Origin of the sequence: Corynebacterium xerosis NBRC 16721 = ATCC 373 (genome assembly GCF_001552415.1) — a bacterium.
Lineage (GTDB): Bacteria > Actinomycetota > Actinomycetes > Mycobacteriales > Mycobacteriaceae > Corynebacterium > Corynebacterium xerosis.
In genome coordinates, this window is the sequence record NZ_BCRD01000005.1 from 96,937 (window position 1) to 116,555 (window position 19,619).

The 19,619-nt window shown below is 69.1% G+C and carries 23 protein-coding genes; 10 read left to right on the forward strand and 13 right to left on the reverse strand.

Translation table 11 applies throughout. The features are described from left to right. Positions 1–81 precede the first annotated feature (81 nt). The gene (locus CX1_RS09190) at positions 82–864 is read left to right on the forward strand and encodes a hypothetical protein (RefSeq protein WP_046649845.1); all 783 of its coding nucleotides are present in this window, start codon (positions 82–84) and stop codon (positions 862–864) included. Positions 865–922: 58 nt separating this feature from the next. Here CX1_RS09190 and dapF read toward each other — a convergent pair whose 3' ends face one another. Genes dapF through CX1_RS09205 form a run of 3 tightly spaced genes read right to left on the reverse strand, consistent with a single transcriptional unit; the run spans position 923 to position 3,525 of the window. Further along, entirely contained in the window at positions 923–1,867 is a 945-nt protein-coding gene (gene dapF / locus CX1_RS09195) for a diaminopimelate epimerase (RefSeq protein ID WP_060925560.1), read from the reverse strand. Positions 1,868–1,897: 30 nt separating this feature from the next. Next, on the reverse strand, positions 1,898–2,815 hold the full coding sequence (gene miaA / locus CX1_RS09200) for a tRNA (adenosine(37)-N6)-dimethylallyltransferase MiaA (protein ID WP_046649872.1): 918 nt from the start codon (positions 2,813–2,815) through the stop codon (positions 1,898–1,900). A gap of 8 nt (positions 2,816–2,823) precedes the next feature. Beyond that, a complete protein-coding gene (locus tag CX1_RS09205) occupies positions 2,824–3,525 on the reverse strand; it encodes a class III extradiol ring-cleavage dioxygenase family protein (protein WP_060925561.1) in 702 nt (233 codons plus the stop codon). Between the two features lie 139 nt (positions 3,526–3,664). On the opposite strand from CX1_RS09205, the gene CX1_RS09210 reads away from it, so the two are divergent. Beyond that, positions 3,665–5,002, forward strand: a complete 1,338-nt coding sequence (locus CX1_RS09210) for a DUF349 domain-containing protein (RefSeq protein WP_060925562.1) — start codon at positions 3,665–3,667, stop codon at positions 5,000–5,002. A gap of 101 nt (positions 5,003–5,103) precedes the next feature. Here the strand turns inward: CX1_RS09210 and CX1_RS09215 are convergent, their stop codons facing one another. After that, complete coding sequence (locus CX1_RS09215; RefSeq protein ID WP_046650763.1) at positions 5,104–5,853, reverse strand: Rv2732c family membrane protein; 750 nt, start codon at positions 5,851–5,853, stop codon at positions 5,104–5,106. A gap of 7 nt (positions 5,854–5,860) precedes the next feature. Then, positions 5,861–7,360 carry a tRNA (N6-isopentenyl adenosine(37)-C2)-methylthiotransferase MiaB gene (gene miaB, locus CX1_RS09220; RefSeq protein ID WP_244465500.1) on the reverse strand — a complete coding sequence of 500 codons (1,500 nt, stop codon included), beginning with the start codon at positions 7,358–7,360 and terminating at the stop codon, positions 5,861–5,863. 339 nt (positions 7,361–7,699) lie between these two features. Here miaB and gluA point away from each other — a divergent pair, with 339 nt between their 5' ends. From gluA to CX1_RS09240, 4 genes are read left to right on the forward strand one after another with little or no spacing between them, the layout of a single operon-like run. Then, complete coding sequence (gluA, locus tag CX1_RS09225) at positions 7,700–8,428, forward strand: glutamate ABC transporter ATP-binding protein GluA (protein WP_113570029.1); 729 nt, start codon at positions 7,700–7,702, stop codon at positions 8,426–8,428. A gap of 11 nt (positions 8,429–8,439) precedes the next feature. Beyond that, the gene (locus tag CX1_RS09230) at positions 8,440–9,324 is read left to right on the forward strand and encodes a glutamate ABC transporter substrate-binding protein (protein ID WP_046650765.1); all 885 of its coding nucleotides are present in this window, start codon (positions 8,440–8,442) and stop codon (positions 9,322–9,324) included. Positions 9,325–9,338: 14 nt separating this feature from the next. Then, positions 9,339–10,022 (forward strand): amino acid ABC transporter permease, encoded by a 684-nt coding sequence (locus CX1_RS09235; RefSeq protein WP_046650760.1) that lies wholly within the window; start codon positions 9,339–9,341, stop codon positions 10,020–10,022. Then, complete coding sequence (locus CX1_RS09240) at positions 10,022–10,960, forward strand: amino acid ABC transporter permease (protein WP_046650759.1); 939 nt, start codon at positions 10,022–10,024, stop codon at positions 10,958–10,960. Before CX1_RS09235 ends, CX1_RS09240 begins: the two co-directional genes overlap by 1 nt. 68 nt (positions 10,961–11,028) lie before the next feature. On the opposite strand, the gene CX1_RS09245 is transcribed toward CX1_RS09240, so the two are convergent. From CX1_RS09245 to CX1_RS09255, 3 genes are all read right to left on the reverse strand, one after another. After that, positions 11,029–11,634: a regulatory protein RecX gene (locus CX1_RS09245; protein WP_060925563.1), complete on the reverse strand. Its 606-nt coding sequence runs from the start codon at positions 11,632–11,634 to the stop codon at positions 11,029–11,031. Positions 11,635–11,652: 18 nt separating this feature from the next. After that, complete coding sequence (gene recA, locus CX1_RS09250; RefSeq protein ID WP_046650758.1) at positions 11,653–12,768, reverse strand: recombinase RecA; 1,116 nt, start codon at positions 12,766–12,768, stop codon at positions 11,653–11,655. A 292-nt stretch (positions 12,769–13,060) separates the two neighbouring features. Then, positions 13,061–13,267, reverse strand: coding sequence for a DUF3046 domain-containing protein (locus CX1_RS09255; protein WP_046650757.1), 207 nt, complete (start codon positions 13,265–13,267; stop codon positions 13,061–13,063). A gap of 120 nt (positions 13,268–13,387) precedes the next feature. Here CX1_RS09255 and CX1_RS09260 point away from each other — a divergent pair, with 120 nt between their 5' ends. Genes CX1_RS09260 through CX1_RS09270 form a run of 3 tightly spaced genes read left to right on the forward strand, consistent with a single transcriptional unit; the run spans position 13,388 to position 15,305 of the window. Further along, positions 13,388–13,999 carry a biotin transporter BioY gene (locus CX1_RS09260; protein WP_046650756.1) on the forward strand — a complete coding sequence of 204 codons (612 nt, stop codon included), beginning with the start codon at positions 13,388–13,390 and terminating at the stop codon, positions 13,997–13,999. Then, positions 13,996–14,679, forward strand: a complete 684-nt coding sequence (locus CX1_RS09265) for an energy-coupling factor ABC transporter ATP-binding protein (protein WP_060925564.1) — start codon at positions 13,996–13,998, stop codon at positions 14,677–14,679. Before CX1_RS09260 ends, CX1_RS09265 begins: the two co-directional genes overlap by 4 nt. Then, a complete protein-coding gene (locus CX1_RS09270) occupies positions 14,679–15,305 on the forward strand; it encodes an energy-coupling factor transporter transmembrane component T family protein (RefSeq protein WP_046650753.1) in 627 nt (208 codons plus the stop codon). Before CX1_RS09265 ends, CX1_RS09270 begins: the two co-directional genes overlap by 1 nt. 98 nt (positions 15,306–15,403) lie before the next feature. Here the strand turns inward: CX1_RS09270 and CX1_RS09275 are convergent, their stop codons facing one another. The 4 genes from CX1_RS09275 to pgsA form a co-directional block, all read right to left on the reverse strand. Beyond that, the gene (locus CX1_RS09275; RefSeq protein WP_046650752.1) at positions 15,404–16,240 is read right to left on the reverse strand and encodes a PspA/IM30 family protein; all 837 of its coding nucleotides are present in this window, start codon (positions 16,238–16,240) and stop codon (positions 15,404–15,406) included. Between the two features lie 109 nt (positions 16,241–16,349). After that, positions 16,350–16,682, reverse strand: a complete 333-nt coding sequence (locus CX1_RS09280) for a helix-turn-helix domain-containing protein (protein ID WP_113570030.1) — start codon at positions 16,680–16,682, stop codon at positions 16,350–16,352. Between the two features lie 110 nt (positions 16,683–16,792). After that, complete coding sequence (locus CX1_RS09285; RefSeq protein ID WP_060925565.1) at positions 16,793–17,332, reverse strand: CinA family protein; 540 nt, start codon at positions 17,330–17,332, stop codon at positions 16,793–16,795. Continuing rightward, complete coding sequence (gene pgsA, locus CX1_RS09290) at positions 17,329–17,904, reverse strand: CDP-diacylglycerol--glycerol-3-phosphate 3-phosphatidyltransferase (RefSeq protein WP_046650445.1); 576 nt, start codon at positions 17,902–17,904, stop codon at positions 17,329–17,331. The genes CX1_RS09285 and pgsA overlap by 4 nt, the downstream gene beginning before the upstream one ends. A gap of 65 nt (positions 17,905–17,969) precedes the next feature. Here pgsA and CX1_RS09295 point away from each other — a divergent pair, with 65 nt between their 5' ends. Continuing rightward, positions 17,970–18,254 (forward strand): YciI family protein, encoded by a 285-nt coding sequence (locus tag CX1_RS09295; RefSeq protein ID WP_046650446.1) that lies wholly within the window; start codon positions 17,970–17,972, stop codon positions 18,252–18,254. Here the strand turns inward: CX1_RS09295 and CX1_RS09300 are convergent. After that, entirely contained in the window at positions 18,251–19,426 is a 1,176-nt protein-coding gene (locus CX1_RS09300; protein ID WP_046650447.1) for a TerC family protein, read from the reverse strand. The two genes, CX1_RS09295 and CX1_RS09300, sit on opposite strands and share 4 nt — an antisense overlap. Positions 19,427–19,619 lie beyond the last annotated feature (193 nt).

The window sequence follows — 19,619 nt, forward strand, 5'->3', positions numbered from 1 at the left end:
CTTCGCCGACCCGCCGCGCCGCACCGTCTCGCGCCCGCCCGGAATGGGTTCGCGGACGGGCCGGGACTAAGATGTCGGACCATGACTTCCGACCTGAAGAGCATCGGCCTCGACTACCCGCGTTGGCAGGACGCCATCGAGGCGGCCATCAACACCGAGCATCTCTCCGTCATCGGCGAGGTCCGCGGCGGCCAGCTCGTCCGCTTCGAGGATCCGTCGGGCGCGCGCCTGCATGTCCTGGGCGTCGAGCCGTTTTCCACCTTCGCCGGTTTCGCGGGGCTGACCCAGGTCACGGCACATGTTTCCGCGCTTGACGACGTCCTGGCGCTCATCGAGATCGTCGCCGACGACCCGTCCCACCCGGATTTCGACAAGGTCGTCGCCACCGCCACGTGCCATCTGGCGCAGTCTCCGCTTTTGGTCGACGAGGGCACGCAGACCTTCGAGCACGTCAACCTGGCGGCGCTGGGCGTGGAGGTGGCCGTCGACGTCGACGCCACCGCGTTCGAGGCCCGCACCGGCGAACGCCCGGGCGGTGTTCGCTTCACCGGCGCAGAAGCCGTCACGGGTGCCGCCGCCGGCACCAAGGCCCCCGACGCATCGGCGACGATGTCCGGCGTGGTCAATTCCGCCACGAAGCGCACCAACCGCCTGACCGGCCAGGAGTTCTGGCTGCTGCACCTCGACGTGCCGCTGCCCATCGACGTACTGGTTCCGGCCGAGGTCACCCCGGCGCCGGAACCGGGCACCGTCGTATCCGGCACGTTCCTGCTGGCCGGCGAAGTCATCGCACCCCAGGGCTGCGGTGATTCCTGCGGCGACGGCGGCTGCAGCTGCGGCTCGGGCGGCTGCGGCGGCCACTAGCCACCGGGCCACCCCGCGTGCGTCAGCGCGTCAGCAACACCGCGTCAGCGACGCAGCATCAGACGAGCAGCGCAGAAACGTCGATCTCTCCCCTGGCCACCAGCACGGATGGGCCGGTGAGGATCGACGTTTCTTCGTTGACCTCCACCGTCACCGTGCCACCGGGCACGTGGACGTCGACGGTTCCGGTGCCGCGGCCAGCATCGGCCAGCGCGGCCACCGCAGCGGCGACGGTGCCGGTGCCGCAGGAGCGGGTCTCCCCCACCCCACGTTCGATGACGCGCATGTGGATCGCACCCGACTGCGCCAGCGGCGTCACCACCTCCAGGTTCACGCCCGCGGGGAACATCTCCGCGCCCACCTCGGGCACCCCGGCCAGGTCCAGCCGGGCCAGGCCATCGGGGTCGAGCCCGGGCAGCACGCACGCGAGATGCGGGTTGCCCATGTCCACGCCCACGCCCGCGTAGCGGCCGGCGCCCAGAAACGCCGTCGCCGCACCCAGCACCACGGGGGCGCCCATGTCGACGGAAACGGTGGCGCGATTGCCGGCGACGTCGTCAAGCGACACGATCTTGACCCCCGCCCGCGTGCCCACCCGCAGCGCGGACATTTCCTCGGTCAGGCCGGACGCGAACAGATGATGCGCGAAGACGCGGACGCCGTTGCCGCACATTTCGGCGATGGAGCCGTCGGCGTTGCGGTAGTCCATGAACCAGTCGTCGGCGTGGACCTCGTCGGGCCGACCGGCATGCGGCAGCGCGTCGAGGACCCCCGCCTCCACCAGCGCACCGGCGCGGGCGACCCGCAGCAGCCCGTCGCCGCCGACGCCCGCACGGCGATCGCACAGGGCCGCGACCAGGGATTCGGTCAGGTCGAGGGCGGCGCCGGCATCGGTGGGGATGACGAAATCGTTCTCCGTGCCGTGGCCCTTGACGAAGGCGATGGTTCCGGTGGCGGTGGTTCCGGCGTTGCCGGTCTCCGAAGCATGCGTGTGCGAGCTCATTGGCGCGATGCTACGCCGCCGATGTTGCCGTCACGTTAACGACGACAAGGCCGACAGCGCCTGTTCCCGCACACCGCCTGCCCCGGTTCCCGCCGCATCGAGCCACGTCACGCGCGGATCGCGGTTGAACCACGACTTCTGGCGCCGGACGTAGCGGCGGGTACCGGTGATGGTGCGCTCGACGGCCTCCGCCAGGTCGTATTCGCCGTCGATGTGCGCCAGCACCTGCGCGTACCCGATGGCGCGGGAGGCGGTGACGCCGTCGCGCAGCCCCTCGCCAAGCAGCGCGTCGACTTCCTCCGGGAGGCCCAGCTCGAACATCAGGCGCGTGCGGCGGTCGATGCGCTCGTTGAGCCAGGCGGCCTCCGTGCCCAGCCCGAGGATCCGCGTGCCCCACCGCGGCGGCGCGTCGATCGGCGGCTTCGACGCACCGAACGGCTCGCCGGTCAGCTCGATGACCTCCAGCGCGCGGACGATGCGCCGGGGGTCGCGCCGCTCGATGATCGCGGCCGCAGCCGGGTCCACCTCGGCCAGGCGGTCATGAAGCTTTTCGACGCCCACCTCCTCCTGCACGGCCTCCCACTTCGCGCGGACCGCCGGATCCGTCGGCGGGAAGCGCCAATCGTCGACGAGCGCCTGGACGTAGAGCATCGACCCGCCCACCAGGATGGGGACGCGGCCGCGCGCCAGGATCGCCTCGACGTCGGCGACGGCCTCCTCCTGGTACCGCGCCACCGACGCCGGTTCGGTGACGTCGAGGACGTCGAGCTGGTGGTGCGGGATGCCCCTGCGCTCCTCCACCGTCAGCTTGGCCGTGCCGATGTCCATGCCGCGGTAGAGCTGCATGGAGTCGACGTTGACGATCTCGCCGCCGAATTCCTCCGCCAACGCCAGGCCCAAGTCGGACTTGCCCGAGGCAGTCGGGCCGATGACGGCGATGGGTGCCACGTTCCCGGTCACAGTGCCCACTCCCATTCCGCCACGTGGTACCCGACGCCGTGCGGCGCGCCGCGGTAGGTGGCCTCCGCCGTAAATGACCGCGCGTCGAGCGACAGCTCGGCGCCGAAGTTCGCCAGGTCCTGCCACACGCCCAAGGTGTACAGGCCGACGGCGTCGCACGCCCGGGGGCCGAACTCGCCGAAGGGATCATGGCCGGGCTCGCCGTTGAAGCGACCATCCGCGATCGCCGCGCACGCGTCGTCGATGGGCGCAGCTTCGGGCAACAGGGTCAGGGGCGCCCGGGCCGTCAACGCGGCGGGCCCCTCCGCGACGACGATGATCGGGCCATCGCCATCGCCCGCGCCGCCGACCTCGAACGGATCGGGCAACTGCGCTGCGACGTCGACGTGCTCGGGATCGAGCCCGGCCTCGCGCACCACCCAGCGGGCCACGAGCTCCGGCAGATGCGTCCCCCCGCCGACCGCCACGTCCGCGCCCCAGGCCCGGAAGGAACCGGCGTGGGACGTCGTGAAGCGGTCATCCGGGCGGCGCACGATCAACGGCCGCGACGCGCCACCACCGGCCGGACCGGCGTCGCCCAGCACCCGCCGGGCGGCGGCCAGCACCGCGGCCCGCACCTCGGCGGCGCCGGCGTCCGCGCCCGAAAGTTCCGGGACCAGCAGCGGGGCGCCGGGAATGAGCAGGAGTCGTCGTGTCACGCACACGAATCTACCCGGCCCACCTGCCCCGACCGGAAACAGTTGCGGCGCGAGGCCGCGCGGTTTGCGATACTCGATGGGAGGAATGTGATCCGGCAGCCGTGCCGCGCGGCTAAAGCACCGATTGGACGAAGAACCCATGACCGACAACACCCCCGCCAAGAAGCCCGGCCCCCGCCCCGGTCCCCGACCGGGAGCCATGCCCCGGCGCCCCGCGGCCACGGCCGGCAAGCCCGTGGCCCCCGCCGCCCCGCGCAAGAGCAACCCCGCCGAGTGGGGCCGCGTCGACGCCGACGGCACCGTGTGGGTGCGCACCGCCGACGGCGAGCGCCAGGTCGGATCGTGGCAGGCCGGCACCCCGGAGGAGGGCCTGGCCCACTACGGGGCGCGTTTCGACGACCTGGCCACCGAAATCGAGCTGCTCGAGGCCCGCATCCAGTCCCACCCGGAGGAGGCCGCCACCGTGCGTGCGTCCGCCGAAGAACTGAAGGGACAGCTTCCCGACGCCGCCGTGGTCGGCGACATTGCCGCACTGGACAAGCGGCTGGGCGTCGTCCTCTCCCACGCCGATCAGGCCGGCGAGAAGGCCAAGGCCGACAAGGCCGAGCGCCGCGCCGCCGCCATCGCGCAGAAGGAGAAGCTCGCCGCCGAGGCCGAGGACATCGCCGAAAACTCCGAGGAGTGGAAGGTCGCCGGCGATCGCATCCGGGAGATCCTCACCGAGTGGAAGCAGATCCGCGGCATCGACCGCAAGACCGACGACCTGCTGTGGAAGCGCTACTCCCGCGCCCGCGACGCCTTCAACCGCCGCCGCGGCAGCCACTTCGCGGACCTCGACCGCAACCGGGCGGCCGCGCGCCGGGCGAAGGAGGCCCTGATCGAAGAGGCCGAGGCCCTGCAGCACTCCACCGACTGGGGCGAGACCGCCGCCGCCTACCGCGATCTGATGAACCGCTGGAAGGAAGCCGGCCGCGCGCCCCGCGAGGTCGACGACAAGCTGTGGAAGCGCTTCAAGGGCGCCCAGGACACGTTCTTCGCCGCGCGCAACGCCGTCAACGCCGAGCGCGACAAGGAGTTCGAGGCCAACGCCGAGGCGAAGGAGGCGCTGCTGGCCGAGTACGACGAGCGCATCCGCCCGGACAAGGACCTCGACCACGCCCGCGCGGAGCTGCGCAAGCTCCAGGAACGCTGGGAGGAAATCGGCTTCGTCCCGCGTGGCCGCGTCCGCGAGTTCGAGGACAAGATCGGCAAGCTGGAAAAGCGCGTCTCGGAGGCCGCCGATTCCCAATGGCGCCGCACCGACCCCGAGGCGATGGCGCGCGTCCAGCAGTTCGCCGACCGCGCCGCCGAGTTCGAGGCCAAGGCCGCCGAGTTCGAGGCCGCCGGCAAGGCCAAGAAGGCCGAGGACGCCCGCGCCCAGGCCGCGCAGTGGCGCGAGTGGGCCGACGCCGCCGAGCGCGCCCTCGAGGAGATGTAGGCCCCGGCCCGACGACGAAGGACCTCGCCGGATCTCCGTGCCATGTGGCGCGGGATCCGGCGGGGTCCTTTTCGGTCTTCTCCGGTGGTCGGAAGTGCGGGCTATTCCGCGTCGCCGGTGCCGGGCTCGCCCGTCGCACCGGGCTCTCCGGCGCGCTTTTCGCGACGGCGCTTGGAACGGTCGCGGCGATCGTCGACCATCGCGTCGATGTCCGTGCCCGTGTTGTCGATCAGGCCGGCGCGCAGGTACTGCTGCTGGGCGCGCAGGACGGGGTCATCGTGGACCTCGTCGCGACGGGCCGCCGCCAGCGCCGCCTGGAACGTCGACTTGCGGAACACCACGAAGCACATGGTGATGGCCATGGCGATGGAAAACGCGATGCCCATGGCCAGGCCCCAGCCGATGCCCTCCGACGCCTCCGACGGCGGACGCGACTGCCGCATCCAGCCGGCGAACACCGAATACACGGCCTGGATGCACGCCACCACCCACGTCACGAAGGCCACCACGGCCGACCGCGACAGAATCGTGGCCACCACCAGCAGGATGCCGACCAGCAGGATGATCGAGTAGATCCGCTCGGGCACCATGGTGAAGTAGCGCTGCGCGACGTCGGTGTCCAGCAGGACGTCGAAGCCGAGCACGGAGCCCGAGTGCGGGGCGAAGAAGGTGAAGATCAGCCCGACGAGCAGGATGCCCATGGGCACGACCTGCTTGCCCAGCGTGATCTCGCCGCTGGCGCGCCGTTCGGCGGCCCGCAGGTCGCCGCGGAATTCGGAGAGCTTGTCGCGCTCGGCGGTCCCGGGCTTCCCGGCCTTCCCGCTCGTGTCCGCGTCACCGTTCGGTTCCACGTTTGACTCAGTCACAACCGCAACCCCTGTCCTGATTCTCCGGCCGTTGGATGGTCGGCGACGGCCGACCCACCCCGGGCAAGCCTAGTCCCACGCCGATCGGCGCCGTGGTCGGGGTGTTGCCCGCCTCCCACATGTCGCCGGCGCGGGTGCGGCGGTGGCCGGTGACCCCGGAGTCGGCGATGAGGAAGTGCGGCGCCGATTCCGTCACCGTCACGGTCACGTAATCGCCGGGGCGGATCTTGCCGTCGACGTGGTTCGCGTCGGCGTCGTCGTCAAGCGGAACCGGGGCGAAGTGCACCAGCCTGCCGTCGACCGCGCGGCCGGACATGCGGCGGGTTTCGGTGTTCTTCTTGCCGTCATCGGCGGTGACCAGCAGATCGAGGGTGCGGCCGACCTGCTTGGCGTTCTCCTCGGCGCTGATGCGCTCCTGCAGCTCGATCAGGCGGCCGTAGCGCTCCTTGACCACGTGCGGCGGCACCTGGTCGGCCATGTCGGCGGCGGGCGTGCCCGGGCGCGGCGAGTACTGGAAGGTGAACGCCGAGGTGAAGCGGGCGCGCTCCACCACGTCGAGCGTCGCCTGGAAATCCTCCTCCGTCTCTCCGGGGAAGCCGACGATGATGTCGGTGGTGATCGCCGCATCCGGCATCCGCTCGCGGACCTTGTCCAGGATGCCCAGGAACTTCTTCGAGCGGTAGGACCGGCGCATGTCCTTGAGCACCTTGTCCGAGCCCGACTGCAGCGGCATGTGCAGCTGCGGGGCGACGTTGGCGGTTTCGGCCATCGCGTCGATGACGTCGTCGGTGAACTCCGCCGGGTGCGGCGAGGTGAAGCGCACGCGCTCCAGGCCCTCGATCTGCCCGCACGCGCGCAACAGCTTGGAAAACGCGCTGCGATCGCGCTCCAGCGACGGGTCGTCGAAATGCACGCCGTAGGCGTTGACGTTCTGCCCCAGCAGCGTCACCTCGGACACGCCCTGCTCGACCAGCGCCTGCACCTCGGCGAGGATGTCGCCGGGGCGGCGGTCGCGCTCCTTGCCGCGCAGCGACGGCACGATGCAGAAGGTGCAGGTGTTGTTGCAGCCCACCGACACCGACACCCAGCCGGCGTACGGCGACTCGCGCTTGGCGGGCAGCACCGACGGGAAGTCCTCCAGCGCATCCTTGATCTCGACCTGCGCCTCGTGGTTGTGCGCCGCGCGCTCCAGCAGGGCGGGCAGCGAACCGAGATTGTGGGTGCCGAAGACCACGTCGACCCACGGTGCCTTCTTCACCACGGTCGCCTTGTCCTTCTGGGCCAGGCAGCCGCCGACGGCGATCTGCATGCCGGGGTTGGCGTCCTTGAGCGGCTTGAGCTGGCCGAGCGTGCCGTAGAGGCGATTGTCGGCGTTTTCGCGCACCGCGCAGGTGTTGAACACGATCAGGTCGGGGCGATCGCCCTCGACCGCGGCGGCGTAGCCGTTGTCCTCGAGCAGGCCGGACAGGCGCTCGGAGTCGTGGACGTTCATCTGGCAACCGAACGTGCGCACTTCGTAGGTGCGGGGTCCGGCCGCCGAAGCTGCGTTCGGGGTGGTGGGGCTGGCATTCGGGCTGGCGTGCGTCACGCGGGAAAGGGTATCGCGACCGGGGACGGGTTCCCCAATTGCGCGGCCCGCACGGGTCCCGGTTTCTCGCTTGACGACGCCCGCCGGGCCACCGCCGGACCGATTCGGGCATCGCAACGGGGAAAGATGCCCGATTGTTTTACCGATCGGAAACGAAATATGAGCTTCGCCGCTTCTGCCCCGGGCAGTGATCGGAGTAACTTCATCGTCATGACAGATTCACGCATGGGCGGCGGGACCGCCATGATCGCGATGGAGGGCGTCGAGAAGTACTTCGACGACTTCCACGCCCTGAAGAACATCAACCTGGAGATCCCCCGCGGCCAGGTCGTGGTCGTGCTCGGCCCGTCCGGCTCCGGCAAGTCCACCCTGTGCCGGACCATCAACCGCCTGGAGACCATCGAGGAAGGCTCCATCTACATCGATGGCGAGAAGCTGCCGGAGGAAGGCAAGCAGCTGGCCGGCCTGCGCGCCGACGTCGGCATGGTCTTCCAGTCCTTCAACCTGTTTTCGCACCTGACCATCAAGGACAACGTCACCCTCGCTCCGATGAAGGTGCGCAAGATGTCCAAGGCGGACGCCTCCGAGCTGGCCATGCGCCTGCTCGACCGCGTCGGCATCGCGGCGCAGGCCGACAAGTACCCGGCGCAGCTGTCGGGCGGGCAGCAGCAGCGCGTGGCCATCGCCCGCGCGCTGGCCATGAACCCGAAGGTCATGCTTTTCGACGAGCCGACCTCCGCGCTCGACCCGGAGATGGTCAACGAGGTCCTCGACGTCATGGCCTCGCTGGCCAAGGAGGGCATGACCATGGTGTGCGTCACCCACGAGATGGGCTTCGCCCGCAAGGCCGCCGACCGCATCCTGTTCATGGCCGACGGCGAGATCCTCGAGGACACCGATCCCGACTCCTTCTTCGACTCCCCCGCCACCGATCGCGCCCGGGACTTCCTGGGCAAGATCCTCGGACACTAGGGGCGGTCATGATGATGAACAAACCCCTGATCCGGCGCGTGGCCGCCGCGGTGACCGCCATTGGCGCGGCCGCCGCGATGGTCGCCTGCGGGTCGTCGGAGCCGCGCAGCGTCGTCGGCGACGTGCAGGCCGGCGAGGTGATCCTGGGCACCAAGTACGACCAGCCGGGGCTCGGCCTGCGCCACCCCGACAAGTCCATGGCCGGCATCGACGTCGACGTGGCCACCTACGTGGTCAACCACATCGCCGACGCCAACGGCTGGGCGCACCCCGAGATCAAGTGGCGCGAGACCCCGTCTGCGCAGCGCGAGACGCTGATCAACAACGGCGAGGTCACCATGATCACCGCGACGTACTCGATCAACACCGGCCGCGCGAAGACCGTCGATTTCGGCGGCCCGTACCTGCTCACCCACCAGGCGCTGCTGGTGCGCGACGATGACCGCACGCTGGAGTCCCTCGAGGACCTGGCCAACGGCCGCAAGCTGTGCTCGGTGACGGGTTCGACGCCCGCGCAGAAGATCAAGGACGCCCTGCCCGGCGTGCAGCTGCAGGAATTCGACTCCTATTCGTCCTGCGTGGAAGCGCTGTACCGGGGCAAGGTCGACGCCTTGACCACTGACGCGACCATTCTCGCCGGTTACGCCGCCCAGTACGACAACGAGCTGCGGGTCGTTCCCATGAACACCGCCGACGGCGAGCCGTTCACCAACGAGCACTACGGCATCGGCCACGCCAAGGGCGACGAGGCTTCCACGGAGGCCATCAACGAGGCCTTGCGCGAGATGTACGCCTCCGGCGAGTTCCGCCGCATCCTCGAGCGCAACCTCGGCGAAAACGCCGACACCGCCGACGAGGACGCCATCGGCGACCTGTCCTTCCTGGAAGAAAGTTAGGAGGCGCGACGACAATGACCGATTTTTGGACCGAAGTCGGCCCGGCACTGCTGCCGGCCTTCTGGGTCACCATCAAGCTGACGTTCTTCTCGGCGATCGGCGCCCTGATCCTGGGCACCATCCTCACCGCGATGCGCGTCTCCCCCGTCGCCATTTTGCGGTCGCTGGCCACCGGCTACATCGAGGTGCTGCGCAATACGCCGCTGACGCTCATCGTCCTGTTCTGCTCCATCGGCCTGTACCAGAATCTGGGGCTGGCCCTGGCGCCGGAGAACGACGAGTTCATCGTCAACAACAACTTCTGGCTCGCCGTCCTCGGCTTCACGCTCTACACGGCGGCGTTCGTCGCCGAGTCGCTGCGCTCGGGAATCAACACCGTGCCGTTCGGCCAGGCCGAGGCGGCCCGGTCGCTGGGCCTGCCCTTCAGCCAGGTGTTCTCCAAGATCATCTTCCCGCAGGCGTTCCGCGCGGCGATCATCCCGCTGGGCAACACGGCCATCGCCTTGACCAAGAACACGACCATCGCGTCGATGATCGGCGTCGCCGAAGCATCGCTGCTGATGAAGGAAACCCTGGAAAACAACGCCGACCTGCTGTTCCCGACCTTCGGGTTGTTCGCGCTCGGCTTCGTGATCCTGACCTTGCCCATGGGCCTGATCTTCGGACGGGTCGGACGGAAGATGGCGGTGAAGCACTGATGAGCACCAGGGCAACCGTCCTGTACGACACCCCGGGCCCCCGGGGACGCAGGACCAATCTGATCCTCACCGTGGCGACGATCATCGTCACCGCGCTGATCTTGTGGTGGGTCGGCTCGACGCTGGCCGCCAACGGCCAGTTCGAGGCCGACAAGTGGACGCCGTTCCTCAAGTCCACGACCTGGACGACGTACCTGTTGCCGGGCTTGGTCGGCACGCTGACGGCCGCGGCGCTGTCGATCGTGCTGGCGCTGGCCATCGGCGCGGCTTTGGGGCTGGGCCGGCTGTCGGAGAAGGCCTGGCTGCGGTGGATCTGCGCCATCCTCGTGGAGTTCTTCCGCGCGGTGCCGGTGCTGATCCTGATCATCTTCGCCTACCAGCTATTCGCCCAGTACGCGGTGTTCCCGTCGGCGATGCTGTCCTTCGCGGCGGTCGTCTTCGGCCTGACGCTGTACAACGGGTCCGTCATCGCGGAGATCCTGCGGTCGGGCATCATGTCGCTGCCGAAGGGGCAGACGGAGGCCGCCTTGGCCCTGGGCCTGACCCGCCGCCAGACGACGATCACCATCCTGCTCCCCCAGGCGGTGGCGGCGATGCTGCCGGCGCTGATCGCACAGATGGTCATCGCGCTGAAGGACTCCGCCCTGGGTTACACAATCGGCTACGTCGAGGTCGTGCGCTCCGGCATCCAGTCGGCGTCGTACTACCGGAACTTCTTCGCGGCGCTGTTGGTGGTCGCGGCGATCATGTTCCTGATCAACTTCGCCCTGACCCGCGTGGCGCAGCGCATCGAGTACCAGCTGCGCGCGGGCCGCGCCCGGCGCAACATCGTCGCGGCGGTCCCCCACCAGCCCGATCAGGGCCTGGAGACCAAGGACGAGGTCATGGTCGACTGGCACGATCCCGAGTACAAGGAGATCCGCAACCCCGGCCAGTAGGCCCGGGACCCGGATCTTCGGCCCCGCCGCCCTTCACAAGGCCGTGTACGAGGCCCCTACGACGCCCGTTACGACGACAGTTCGTCGTAACGGGCGTCGATGGCGTCTATGGCGATGGACATGGACAGCCCCTGGTTGAATCCGCGGCGGGCCAGCACGCCGACGACGCGCCGGAGATCCTTGTCGCGGGCCGCCCGGTCAGCGGGGACGGTTTTGATGGTGCGGGCCTTCTTCTCCGCCAGCGACCGGGCGATCGCCGATTCGTCGGCGTCGCTGACCTGTTCCAGCGCTTCTTCCCGCAGATGCGCGGGAATGCCCTTTTCCACCAGCTCCCGGTCGAGCACCATGCGCGACTTTCCGCGTCCCGCATGGCGCTGGCGCACCCATTCGCGGGCGAAGTGGGCGTCGTCGAGGAGCTTCGATGCCGTCAGGTCGTCCAGCACCTCGTCGATGGCCACCGCCGGCCATTCCTCGTTTTCGGCGAGCCGCCCCCGCAGCTCCGCCCGGGACCGGGCCCGGGAATCGAGGAGCCGCAGGGCGCGGGACCGGATGGGGGCCTTCACGGCCTCCGCGTCGGCGTCGATGATCGGCTCACCGCCCTCGGCGGCGACCTTCTCCATCGCGGCGCGGAGCTTCTCCAGCTTCGCGTCCCGCGCCTCACCCGTGCCCGTCATGCGTCCCCCCGTGTTCTCCTACTCGTCGTCCTCGTCATCGAAATCGATGTCGGGCACCACATCCACCGGCGCGTCGGCATCCGGCTCCTCGTCGGTTGCGTTGGCGTACTCGCCGACGCCGAGCTTGCGCTTGATCTTGTCCTCGAGCTCCGCCGCCAGGTCGGGATTCGCCTTGAGGTAATCGCGCGACTTCTCCTTGCCCTGCCCCAGCTGATCGCCCTCGTAGGTGAACCACGAACCCGACTTCTTGATGATGCCGTTGTCCACGCCCATGTCCAGGATCGACCCCTCGCGGGAAATGCCCTGGCCGTAGATGATGTCGAACTCGGCGATCTTGAACGGCGGCGACACCTTGTTCTTGACCACCTTGAGCTTGGTGCGGTTGCCCACCGCGTCCTGGCCGTCCTTCAGGGTCTGGATGCGACGCACGTCGATGCGCACGGACGCGTAGAACTTCAGCGCCTTGCCGCCCGTGGTCGTCTCCGGCGAACCGAACATCACGCCGATCTTCTCGCGCAGCTGGTTGATGAACACCGCCGTGGTCCCCGAGTTGGACACCGCACCGGTCATCTTTCGCAGCGCCTGGCTCATCAGGCGCGCCTGCAGGCCGACGTGGGAATCGCCCATCTCGCCGTCGATCTCGGCCTTCGGCGTCAACGCCGCCACCGAGTCCACCACAATGATGTCGATGGCCCCCGAACGCACCAGCATGTCGGTGATCTCCAGCGCCTGCTCACCGTTGTCCGGCTGCGACACCAACAGGTTGTCCGTGTCCACGCCCAGCTTGCGGGCGTAATCCGGGTCAAGCGCGTGCTCGGCGTCGACGAACGCCGCGATGCCGCCGGCGCGCTGCGCCTCGGCGATGGCGTGCAGGGCCACGGTCGTCTTGCCCGACGACTCCGGCCCATAGATCTCCACGATGCGGCCACGCGGGAAACCGCCGATGCCCAGCGCCACGTCAATGGCGATGTTGCCGGAGGAAATCGCCCGAATCGGCGGACGATCCTCGTCGCCCAGGCGCATCACGGCGCCCTTGCCGAAATCCTTCTCGATGTTCGCCAGCGCCACATCCAGCGCCTTGAGCCGATCGCCGCTGCTCGCGCCGTTCGTCTTCTTCCGAGTTGCCTTCGCCATGTCCGTCTCCCGTCCACGCGCCGTCTCCGCCGCGTCTAGATCCGTTTCGTCCCGTACCTGATGCGCGCCCGGCGCCATTGTCTGCGTCACGCCCTATTGGACGCGCCCCGGAGCGAATCGGTTCCATTTCGTTTTTCCGCGGCACCCTCGCCGCCCACACCCGTGGTTGTACAGGGCGAGACGGATCCGAAGACCGCACGGGTTCGACTATAGACGAACGGCCGTTCGAATGCCCATCGAAACCCGCCGACACGCCGCTTGCGCCCAATCGTCGCAAAGCACTGTGCCCGACTCAGTCGTCCGGCCCGTACCAGCGCTCCTCCGGCACGTCATGGTCGCGGCACAGCGCCCACCACACGTCCCGGGGTTCAACGCCACGTTCGATCAACTCGGCGGGCGTGGCGCCGTACTCGGCGAGCACATGCGACTCCAACAGCCAGGACCCGTGGGGGTCGCCGAACTCGGCCTCGACGAAGCGGTGAAAATCGGCCAAACGCATGCGGACACGGTAGCACCGGCGACCCGCCCGACCATGGCGACACCGCCGCCCGAACGGCCCCGACCCCGACGCGCACCCCACGCTGAACACTGATCAAGCGGACCGCTAAGATTCCTTCTCATGCAGAAGCAAGCGATCCAGTCTCTGGTCTACATCGCGGCGTTCGCCGCCCTCATCATCGTCCTGGGCGCCGTGTCCATCCCGGTCGGCGCCGCCGGCGTGCCCATCGTCCTGCAGAACATGGGCATCGCCCTGGTCGCCATGCTCCTCGGCTGGCGCCGAGGCACCCTGGCCGTTCTTCTGTTCCTCGGCGTCGGCCTCATCGGCGTGCCCAACCTCGCGGGCTTCCGCACCACTCTGTCCGCCCTGCCCGGCCCCACCGCCGGCTACATCGTCGGCTACATCTTCGCAGCGCTGGTCATCGGGCTGCTGACCGTCCGTCGCCCGCGCCGCGCCGGCGCCATGATCGGCCTGTTCATCGTCGCCGGCCTCGTCGGCGTCCTCGTGCAGTACTTCTTCGGCGCCCTCGGCCTGATGGTCCGCGCCGACATGGGCGCCGGCGAGGCCATCGTGGCCAACGCCCCGTTCATCCCGGGCGATATCATCAAGATCGTCGTCGCCGCGCTCATCGCGGCGCCGGTGCTGCGCGCCTTCCCGGACCTGCGCCCGGGCCGCCGCCGCGCCACCGCCGATGCCAACGCCACCTCCCCGGAGACCACCACCATCCGATGACCGTCATCCGCTTCGATTCCGTCACCTGCGATTACGAGGGCCGCCGCGCCCTCGGCCCGGTGACGGTCGAGCTGTCCGAGCGCCGCATCGGCATCATCGGGCCCAACGGCGGCGGCAAGTCCACGTTCGTCCGCCTGATCAACGGGCTCGCCGACGCGTCGTCCGGCCGCATCGACGTCGGCGGCCTGGACCCCGCCCGCAAAGGCCGCGAGGTCCGCCGCAACGTCGGCTTCGTCTTCTCCGACGCCGACAACCAGATCGTCATGCCCACCGTCGCCGAGGACGTCTCCTTTTCCCTGCGCCAGCGCGGCGTGCCGCCGAAGCAGCGCGAGGAACTGACCGCGGCCGCTTTACGGCGCTTCGACCTCGCCGGCCACGCGGACCATTCCCCGCACCTGCTGTCGGGCGGGCAAAAGCAGCTGCTGGCGCTGACGTCGGTGCTCGTGCTCGAACCGGAGCTGGTCATCGCAGACGAACCGACGACGCTTCTGGACCTGCGCAACCGAAAGCTGCTGGCCTCGACGTTCGCGCAGTTGGACCAGCAGCTCATCGTGGTCACCCACGACCTGGATTTCGTCGCCGATTTCGATCGCGTGCTGTGCATCGAAGACGGCCTCATCGTCGACGACGGCGATCCCCGTTGCGTCATCGACGGTTACGTCGCGCGGATGGGCGCCTGATGGCCGGCCGCGGCGCCCTGGTCGTGCCCCTGTCCGTCTACGTCAAGGGCGATTCGCCCGTGCACCGCATGCCCGTCGGCCCGAAGCTGGCGCTGGTCGTGGGGTTCATCGTCCTGGCGACGCTGCTGGCCCGCACCATCCCGACCGCCGCCATCGCGTTGGCCATCGCACTGTCGGGCTACGCCGTCGCCCGCATCCCGTGGAAGGTGGCGGTCTCGCAGCTGCTCGGCGCGGTCCCCCTGCTGGCGTTCATCGCCATCATCCAGGCCTTGACCGGCAAGTGGGAGCTGGGCATCACGCTTTTCCTGCAGATCCTCGCCTCCGTCATCGCGGCGACGATCCTGACCCTGACCACGCGCGTGTCGGCCCTCATGGACACCTTCGACCGCATGCTCGCGCCCCTGGGCAAGCTGGGCCTGCCGGTGTCCACGATCTCGCTGGCGATGTCCCTGACGCTGCGGCTGATCCCCCTGCAGGTCCAGGCGGTGCGCGAAGTCCTCGACGCCCGCCGCGCCCGCGGCGCCTCCGCATCCGTGACGGCGTTCGGCGTGCCGGTGATCATCCGGACCATCCGCCGCTCCCGCGCCATGTCCGACGCTTTGCTCGCCCGCGGCGTCGGCGACTAGCTTCACGACGCGCCGCCGCGCACGCCGGCGCGTCGCCACGCAAAAACCGGCGGCCGACCACGCAATGTGGTCGGCCGCCGGTCAGTGTTGGCGTACGGCTAGTTGCCGCCGCGCAGCTCGCGGAGCTTGGCCTCGACGGCCGGGTCGGCAGCGCCGGACTGGCCGCCCTGGCCCTGCTCGATGGCACCCTGGGCGCCACCGGCGGACAGCTGGTTGCCGCCGCGCATCTCGGAGCGGATCTGCTCCAGGCGCGAGTGACCGGCCATCTGGATGCCGGCCTGCTCCACCTCGGCCATGCGGCCCTGGACCGAATTCTGCGCCAGCTCGGCCTGGCCGAGGGCGTTGGCGTAGCGTCGCTCGATCTTGTCGCGCACCTGATCCAGGTTCGGCGTCGAACCGGAGGACAGCTCGTTCATCGACTGCAGCGACTCCGAGACCTTCTCCTGCATCTTCGCCTGCTCCAGCTGCGACAGCAGCTTGGTGCGCTCGGCGACCTTCTGCTGCAGGGCCATGGAGTTGCGCTCCACGGCCTTCTTGGCCTGGGCGGCCTGCTGCAGAGACTGGTCGTGCAGGCCCTTGAGGTCCTCCACCGACTGCTCGGCGGTGACCAGCTGGGCGGCGAACGCCTCCGCGGCGTTCTCGTACTCCACGGCCTTGGCCTGGTCGCCCTCGCCGCGGGCCTTGTCCGCGAGCTGGAGCGCCTGGCGGGTGTTGCCCTGGAGCTTCTCGATCTCCGCCAACTGGCGGTTGAGGCGCATTTCGAGCTGACGCTGGTTGCCGATGACGGCCGCCGCCTGCTGGGAAAGCTCCTGGTGCTGACGCTGGGCGTCTTCGATGGCCTGCTGGATCTGGACCTTGGGGTCCGCGTTCTCCTCGATCTTCGAGTCGAACAGGGCCATCATGTAGTTCCACAGCTTGGCGAAGGGGTTTGCCATTGTTGCTCGGTACCTTCCTCAGGGAGTCGACGGATGTGCGGTGGGAGACCCGGGGCCGTCCGGCGTCCCAGGATACCCGGCGGCGTGTCGCGCCGCAGCGGCGGCTCGCCTACATCGCGGCCATTTCGGGGCGGGCGGCGTGCAGGGCCATGGTGCCGGCGGCGTCGATGATGACGTCGGAAACCGAGACGGACAGTCCCTGGCACACCGACGCCAGCAATTCCGACGACACCTCCTTGCGGCCGCGCTCCAGCTCGGACAGGTAACCGGGGCTGATGGCGGCGATGTCGGACAACTCGCGCAGGGTCATCCCGTTGCGGGTGCGGATGTCGCGCAGCGCTTCCCCGAGGGCTTCGCGCAGCAGCGGTTCACGCGCCGGTTCCGCGGTCGGCAGCGGCGTGCGCGCGGGCGGGTTCGCCGGCGCGGGGGCGGAAATGGTCATCGTGTCGTTGATCATCACCCCCATTAACGCACGACCTCACCGGTTTGTTCCCGACAACCCCGATTCCGCGGCGGATTCTTCCCGTCGCGGCCACCCCGGGGTGCCCCGCCTCAGCGGGCGGCGAGTTGATCCGCGAGCAGCTCCAGCGCCGCCGCGACCGCTCCGGCGCGGATCCCCCAGCGCCCGGCGCCCGGATCCACCTCGAGACGCTTGACGACGACCACGTCCCCGTCATCCGCCCCACGCGTGCCGGGGACCGCGATCCCGCACCACACCTCGCCGACGGGGTGCCCGTCCTGGGCGTCGGGCCCGGCCACGCCGGTCAACGCGACGCCCCAGTCCGCGCCGCAGCGTCGCTTCGCCCCCGCCGCCATGGCGCGGGCCGTGTCGGGAGCCACGGGCCCGTGGGCGCGCAGCGTCTCGGCGGGGACGTCGGACAGCGTCTCCTTCAAATCGGTGGCGTAGGTGATCAGCCCGCCCCGCAGCGCCGCCGACGCCCCGGGCACCCCTGCGACGGTGGCGCAGAACAAGCCGGCCGTCAGCGACTCGGCGGCGGCCAGAGTCTGGCCCCGCGCGGTGAGCTCCGCGACGACCTCGGCGGCACGGGTGGAACCGGCCAATGGATCGGCGGCGGGCTCCCCCGGCGTCACGCGGCGGCCTTGCGCGAATCGACGATGTACTGGATGCCGGTGACCACGGTGATGGCCACGGCGATGATCATGACGATCCACGCCGGCCAGAACAGCCACGCCAGCGGCATGAGGAACAGCGCCACGGCCAACGACTGCGCCACGGTCTTGAGCTTGCCGCCCTTCGACGCCGGCACCACGTGGCCGCGGCGCAGCTGCACCACGCGCCACAAGGTGATGCCCAACTCGCGCACGACGATGATCGCCGTGATCCACCACGGCAACAGCTCGATGATGTTCAGCCCGACCAGCGCACCGATCATCAGCGCCTTGTCCGCGATGGGGTCGGCGATCTTGCCGAAGTCCGTCACCAGATTGCGGCTGCGCGCCAGATCACCGTCGATCTTGTCGGTGATCATGAGCAATGCGAACACGCCGAACGCCCACCAGCGCCACCCGGCGTCCTCCCCGCCCTCCTGCAGCAGCAGCCACAGGAAGACGGGGACGCCGAGAATGCGCAGCACGGTCAGCGCATTGGGCAGGTTCCAGTTGGAGGGCGCGGCATCCGCGGCGGGACGGGTCTGATCGGTCACGCGGACAACACTACCGCCGAATCCGAAACGCTCTAATCGGAGGTGCCGGTCGTAGACTTTCGGCCATGACCATCTACGCAGTGTCCTACCGCTACGACCCCACCGATCCCCGCATCGCCGAGGCCCGCCCCGACCACCGCGCCTTCATCGCCGTGCTGAAGGACGAGGGCAAGATCATCGGCTCCGGCCCCCACCCCGACGCCGAAGGCGGGGCCCTCATCGTCATCCGCGTGGATGACGGCGAAGACCCCGCCTCGGTGATGGACGCGGATCCGTTCCACGTCCGGGGAGTTCTCGATGACCGGGCGATCCGGGAATGGAACCCGGTCATCAACGTCTGGGACGACTAGACCCGGCCGGGACCGCGCCCGTCGTCGCCCGCGTCCGCGTTGCTCGGCGCGGACGCCGGGCCGTCGGAAAGCGAACGGGCGTTGCGCCCGACCGCCTGCGCATCCGCACCCGTGGGTGCCGCGGAACCGTTGGATCCGTTGATCTCCTCGTGCTCCTCGTCGTGGCCTGTCCAGCGCTTCGGGGCGACGCCGCCCATGTTCTCGTCGCGCTTGTTCTTCAGCCAGGACGCCACGACCGTGATCACCAGGACGCCGACGATGACGGCCAGCGACGTCCACGTGCCGATCTCCGGCACCTTCACGTCCTCGCCGCCGTTGATGAACGGCAAGTTGTTCTCGTGCAGCGCGTGCAGGAAGAGCTTGACGGCGATGAAGCCCAGGATGATGCCCAGGCCGTAGGCCAGGTACACCAGGCGATCGAGCAGGCCGTCGAGCAGGAAGTACATCTGGCGCAGACCCATCAGAGCCAACGCATTGGCCGTGAACACGATGTAGGGCTCGTCGGTCAGGCCGAAGATCGCCGGGATCGAGTCGAAGGCGAACATGATGTCCACGAAGCCGATGGCCACCAGCGCCACCGCCAGCGGCGTGAAGAAGCGCTTGCCGTCGATCTTCGCCGTCAGGCGATCCTTGTGGTACTTCGACGAGATCGGGATGACCTTCTTGAGCATCTTGATCACGGCCATGTCGTTCGGGTCCGTCTCCGGCTTGTCCGCCGCCTCGTCCCACACCGTCTTGATGGCGGTGTACAGCAGGAAGATGGCGAACAGGTAGAAGATGTCGGACCACGCGGAAATCATCGCCGCGCCGATGAGGATGAACACCGTGCGGAACACCAGCGCCATCGCGATGCCGAAGAGCAGCACCTTCTGCTGGTACTTACGCGGGATCTTGAACGCGCCGATGATCAGCGCGAACACGAACAAGTTGTCCACGCTCAGGGCCTTCTCGGTGACGTAGCCCGAGAGGAACTCGATGCCGCGTTCATGGTCCCAGAACAGCCAGATGAACCCGCCGAACAGCAGGGCCAGGACGACGTAGAAGGCGGTCCAGCCGCCGGCCTCCTTGAGCGACGGCTCATGGGGCGTGCGGACGTGGGCGTAAAAATCGAAGGCGATGAAGCCCATGACGATCACGATGGTGATCGCCCATACATACAGGGGTACGTGCACTGGTGGTGCTCCTCCGGTCGGTCGACGAATAACCGGAGGTCTCTCCCACCCCACGCATCTGCGTGGGCCGATGGTGCCGGGGTTTCGCCGGCGGGCTGTCGCGCCCGCCGCGATTCCCGTGCTGACGACGGCCATCGCGGTGAAATCCGGGGATACTCCCCTCCACGGCGACCCACTGTACACGGCGACGGGC

Bases quoted from the DNA above. Each gene is read 5' to 3' on its own strand.
- CX1_RS09245 (WP_060925563.1), bottom strand. From the start codon at position 11,634: ATGACGGGCACGGGTGAGGCGCGGGACGCGAAGCTGGAGAAGCTCCGC.
- CX1_RS09260 (WP_046650756.1), top strand. From the start codon at position 13,388: ATGCAGAAGCAAGCGATCCAGTCTCTGGTCTACATCGCGGCGTTCGCC.
- CX1_RS09230 (WP_046650765.1), top strand. From the start codon at position 8,440: ATGATGAACAAACCCCTGATCCGGCGCGTGGCCGCCGCGGTGACCGCC.
- CX1_RS09275 (WP_046650752.1), bottom strand. From the start codon at position 16,240: ATGGCAAACCCCTTCGCCAAGCTGTGGAACTACATGATGGCCCTGTTC.
- CX1_RS09210 (WP_060925562.1), top strand. From the start codon at position 3,665: ATGACCGACAACACCCCCGCCAAGAAGCCCGGCCCCCGCCCCGGTCCC.
- CX1_RS09280 (WP_113570030.1), bottom strand. From the start codon at position 16,682: ATGACCATTTCCGCCCCCGCGCCGGCGAACCCGCCCGCGCGCACGCCG.
- CX1_RS09240 (WP_046650759.1), top strand. From the start codon at position 10,022: ATGAGCACCAGGGCAACCGTCCTGTACGACACCCCGGGCCCCCGGGGA.
- CX1_RS09255 (WP_046650757.1), bottom strand. From the start codon at position 13,267: ATGCGTTTGGCCGATTTTCACCGCTTCGTCGAGGCCGAGTTCGGCGAC.
- CX1_RS09295 (WP_046650446.1), top strand. From the start codon at position 17,970: ATGACCATCTACGCAGTGTCCTACCGCTACGACCCCACCGATCCCCGC.
- CX1_RS09265 (WP_060925564.1), top strand. From the start codon at position 13,996: ATGACCGTCATCCGCTTCGATTCCGTCACCTGCGATTACGAGGGCCGC.
- dapF (WP_060925560.1), bottom strand. From the start codon at position 1,867: ATGAGCTCGCACACGCATGCTTCGGAGACCGGCAACGCCGGAACCACC.
- CX1_RS09270 (WP_046650753.1), top strand. From the start codon at position 14,679: ATGGCCGGCCGCGGCGCCCTGGTCGTGCCCCTGTCCGTCTACGTCAAG.
- recA (WP_046650758.1), bottom strand. From the start codon at position 12,768: ATGGCGAAGGCAACTCGGAAGAAGACGAACGGCGCGAGCAGCGGCGAT.
- CX1_RS09235 (WP_046650760.1), top strand. From the start codon at position 9,339: ATGACCGATTTTTGGACCGAAGTCGGCCCGGCACTGCTGCCGGCCTTC.
- gluA (WP_113570029.1), top strand. From the start codon at position 7,700: ATGATCGCGATGGAGGGCGTCGAGAAGTACTTCGACGACTTCCACGCC.
- CX1_RS09190 (WP_046649845.1), top strand. From the start codon at position 82: ATGACTTCCGACCTGAAGAGCATCGGCCTCGACTACCCGCGTTGGCAG.
- miaB (WP_244465500.1), bottom strand. From the start codon at position 7,360: ATGAACGTCCACGACTCCGAGCGCCTGTCCGGCCTGCTCGAGGACAAC.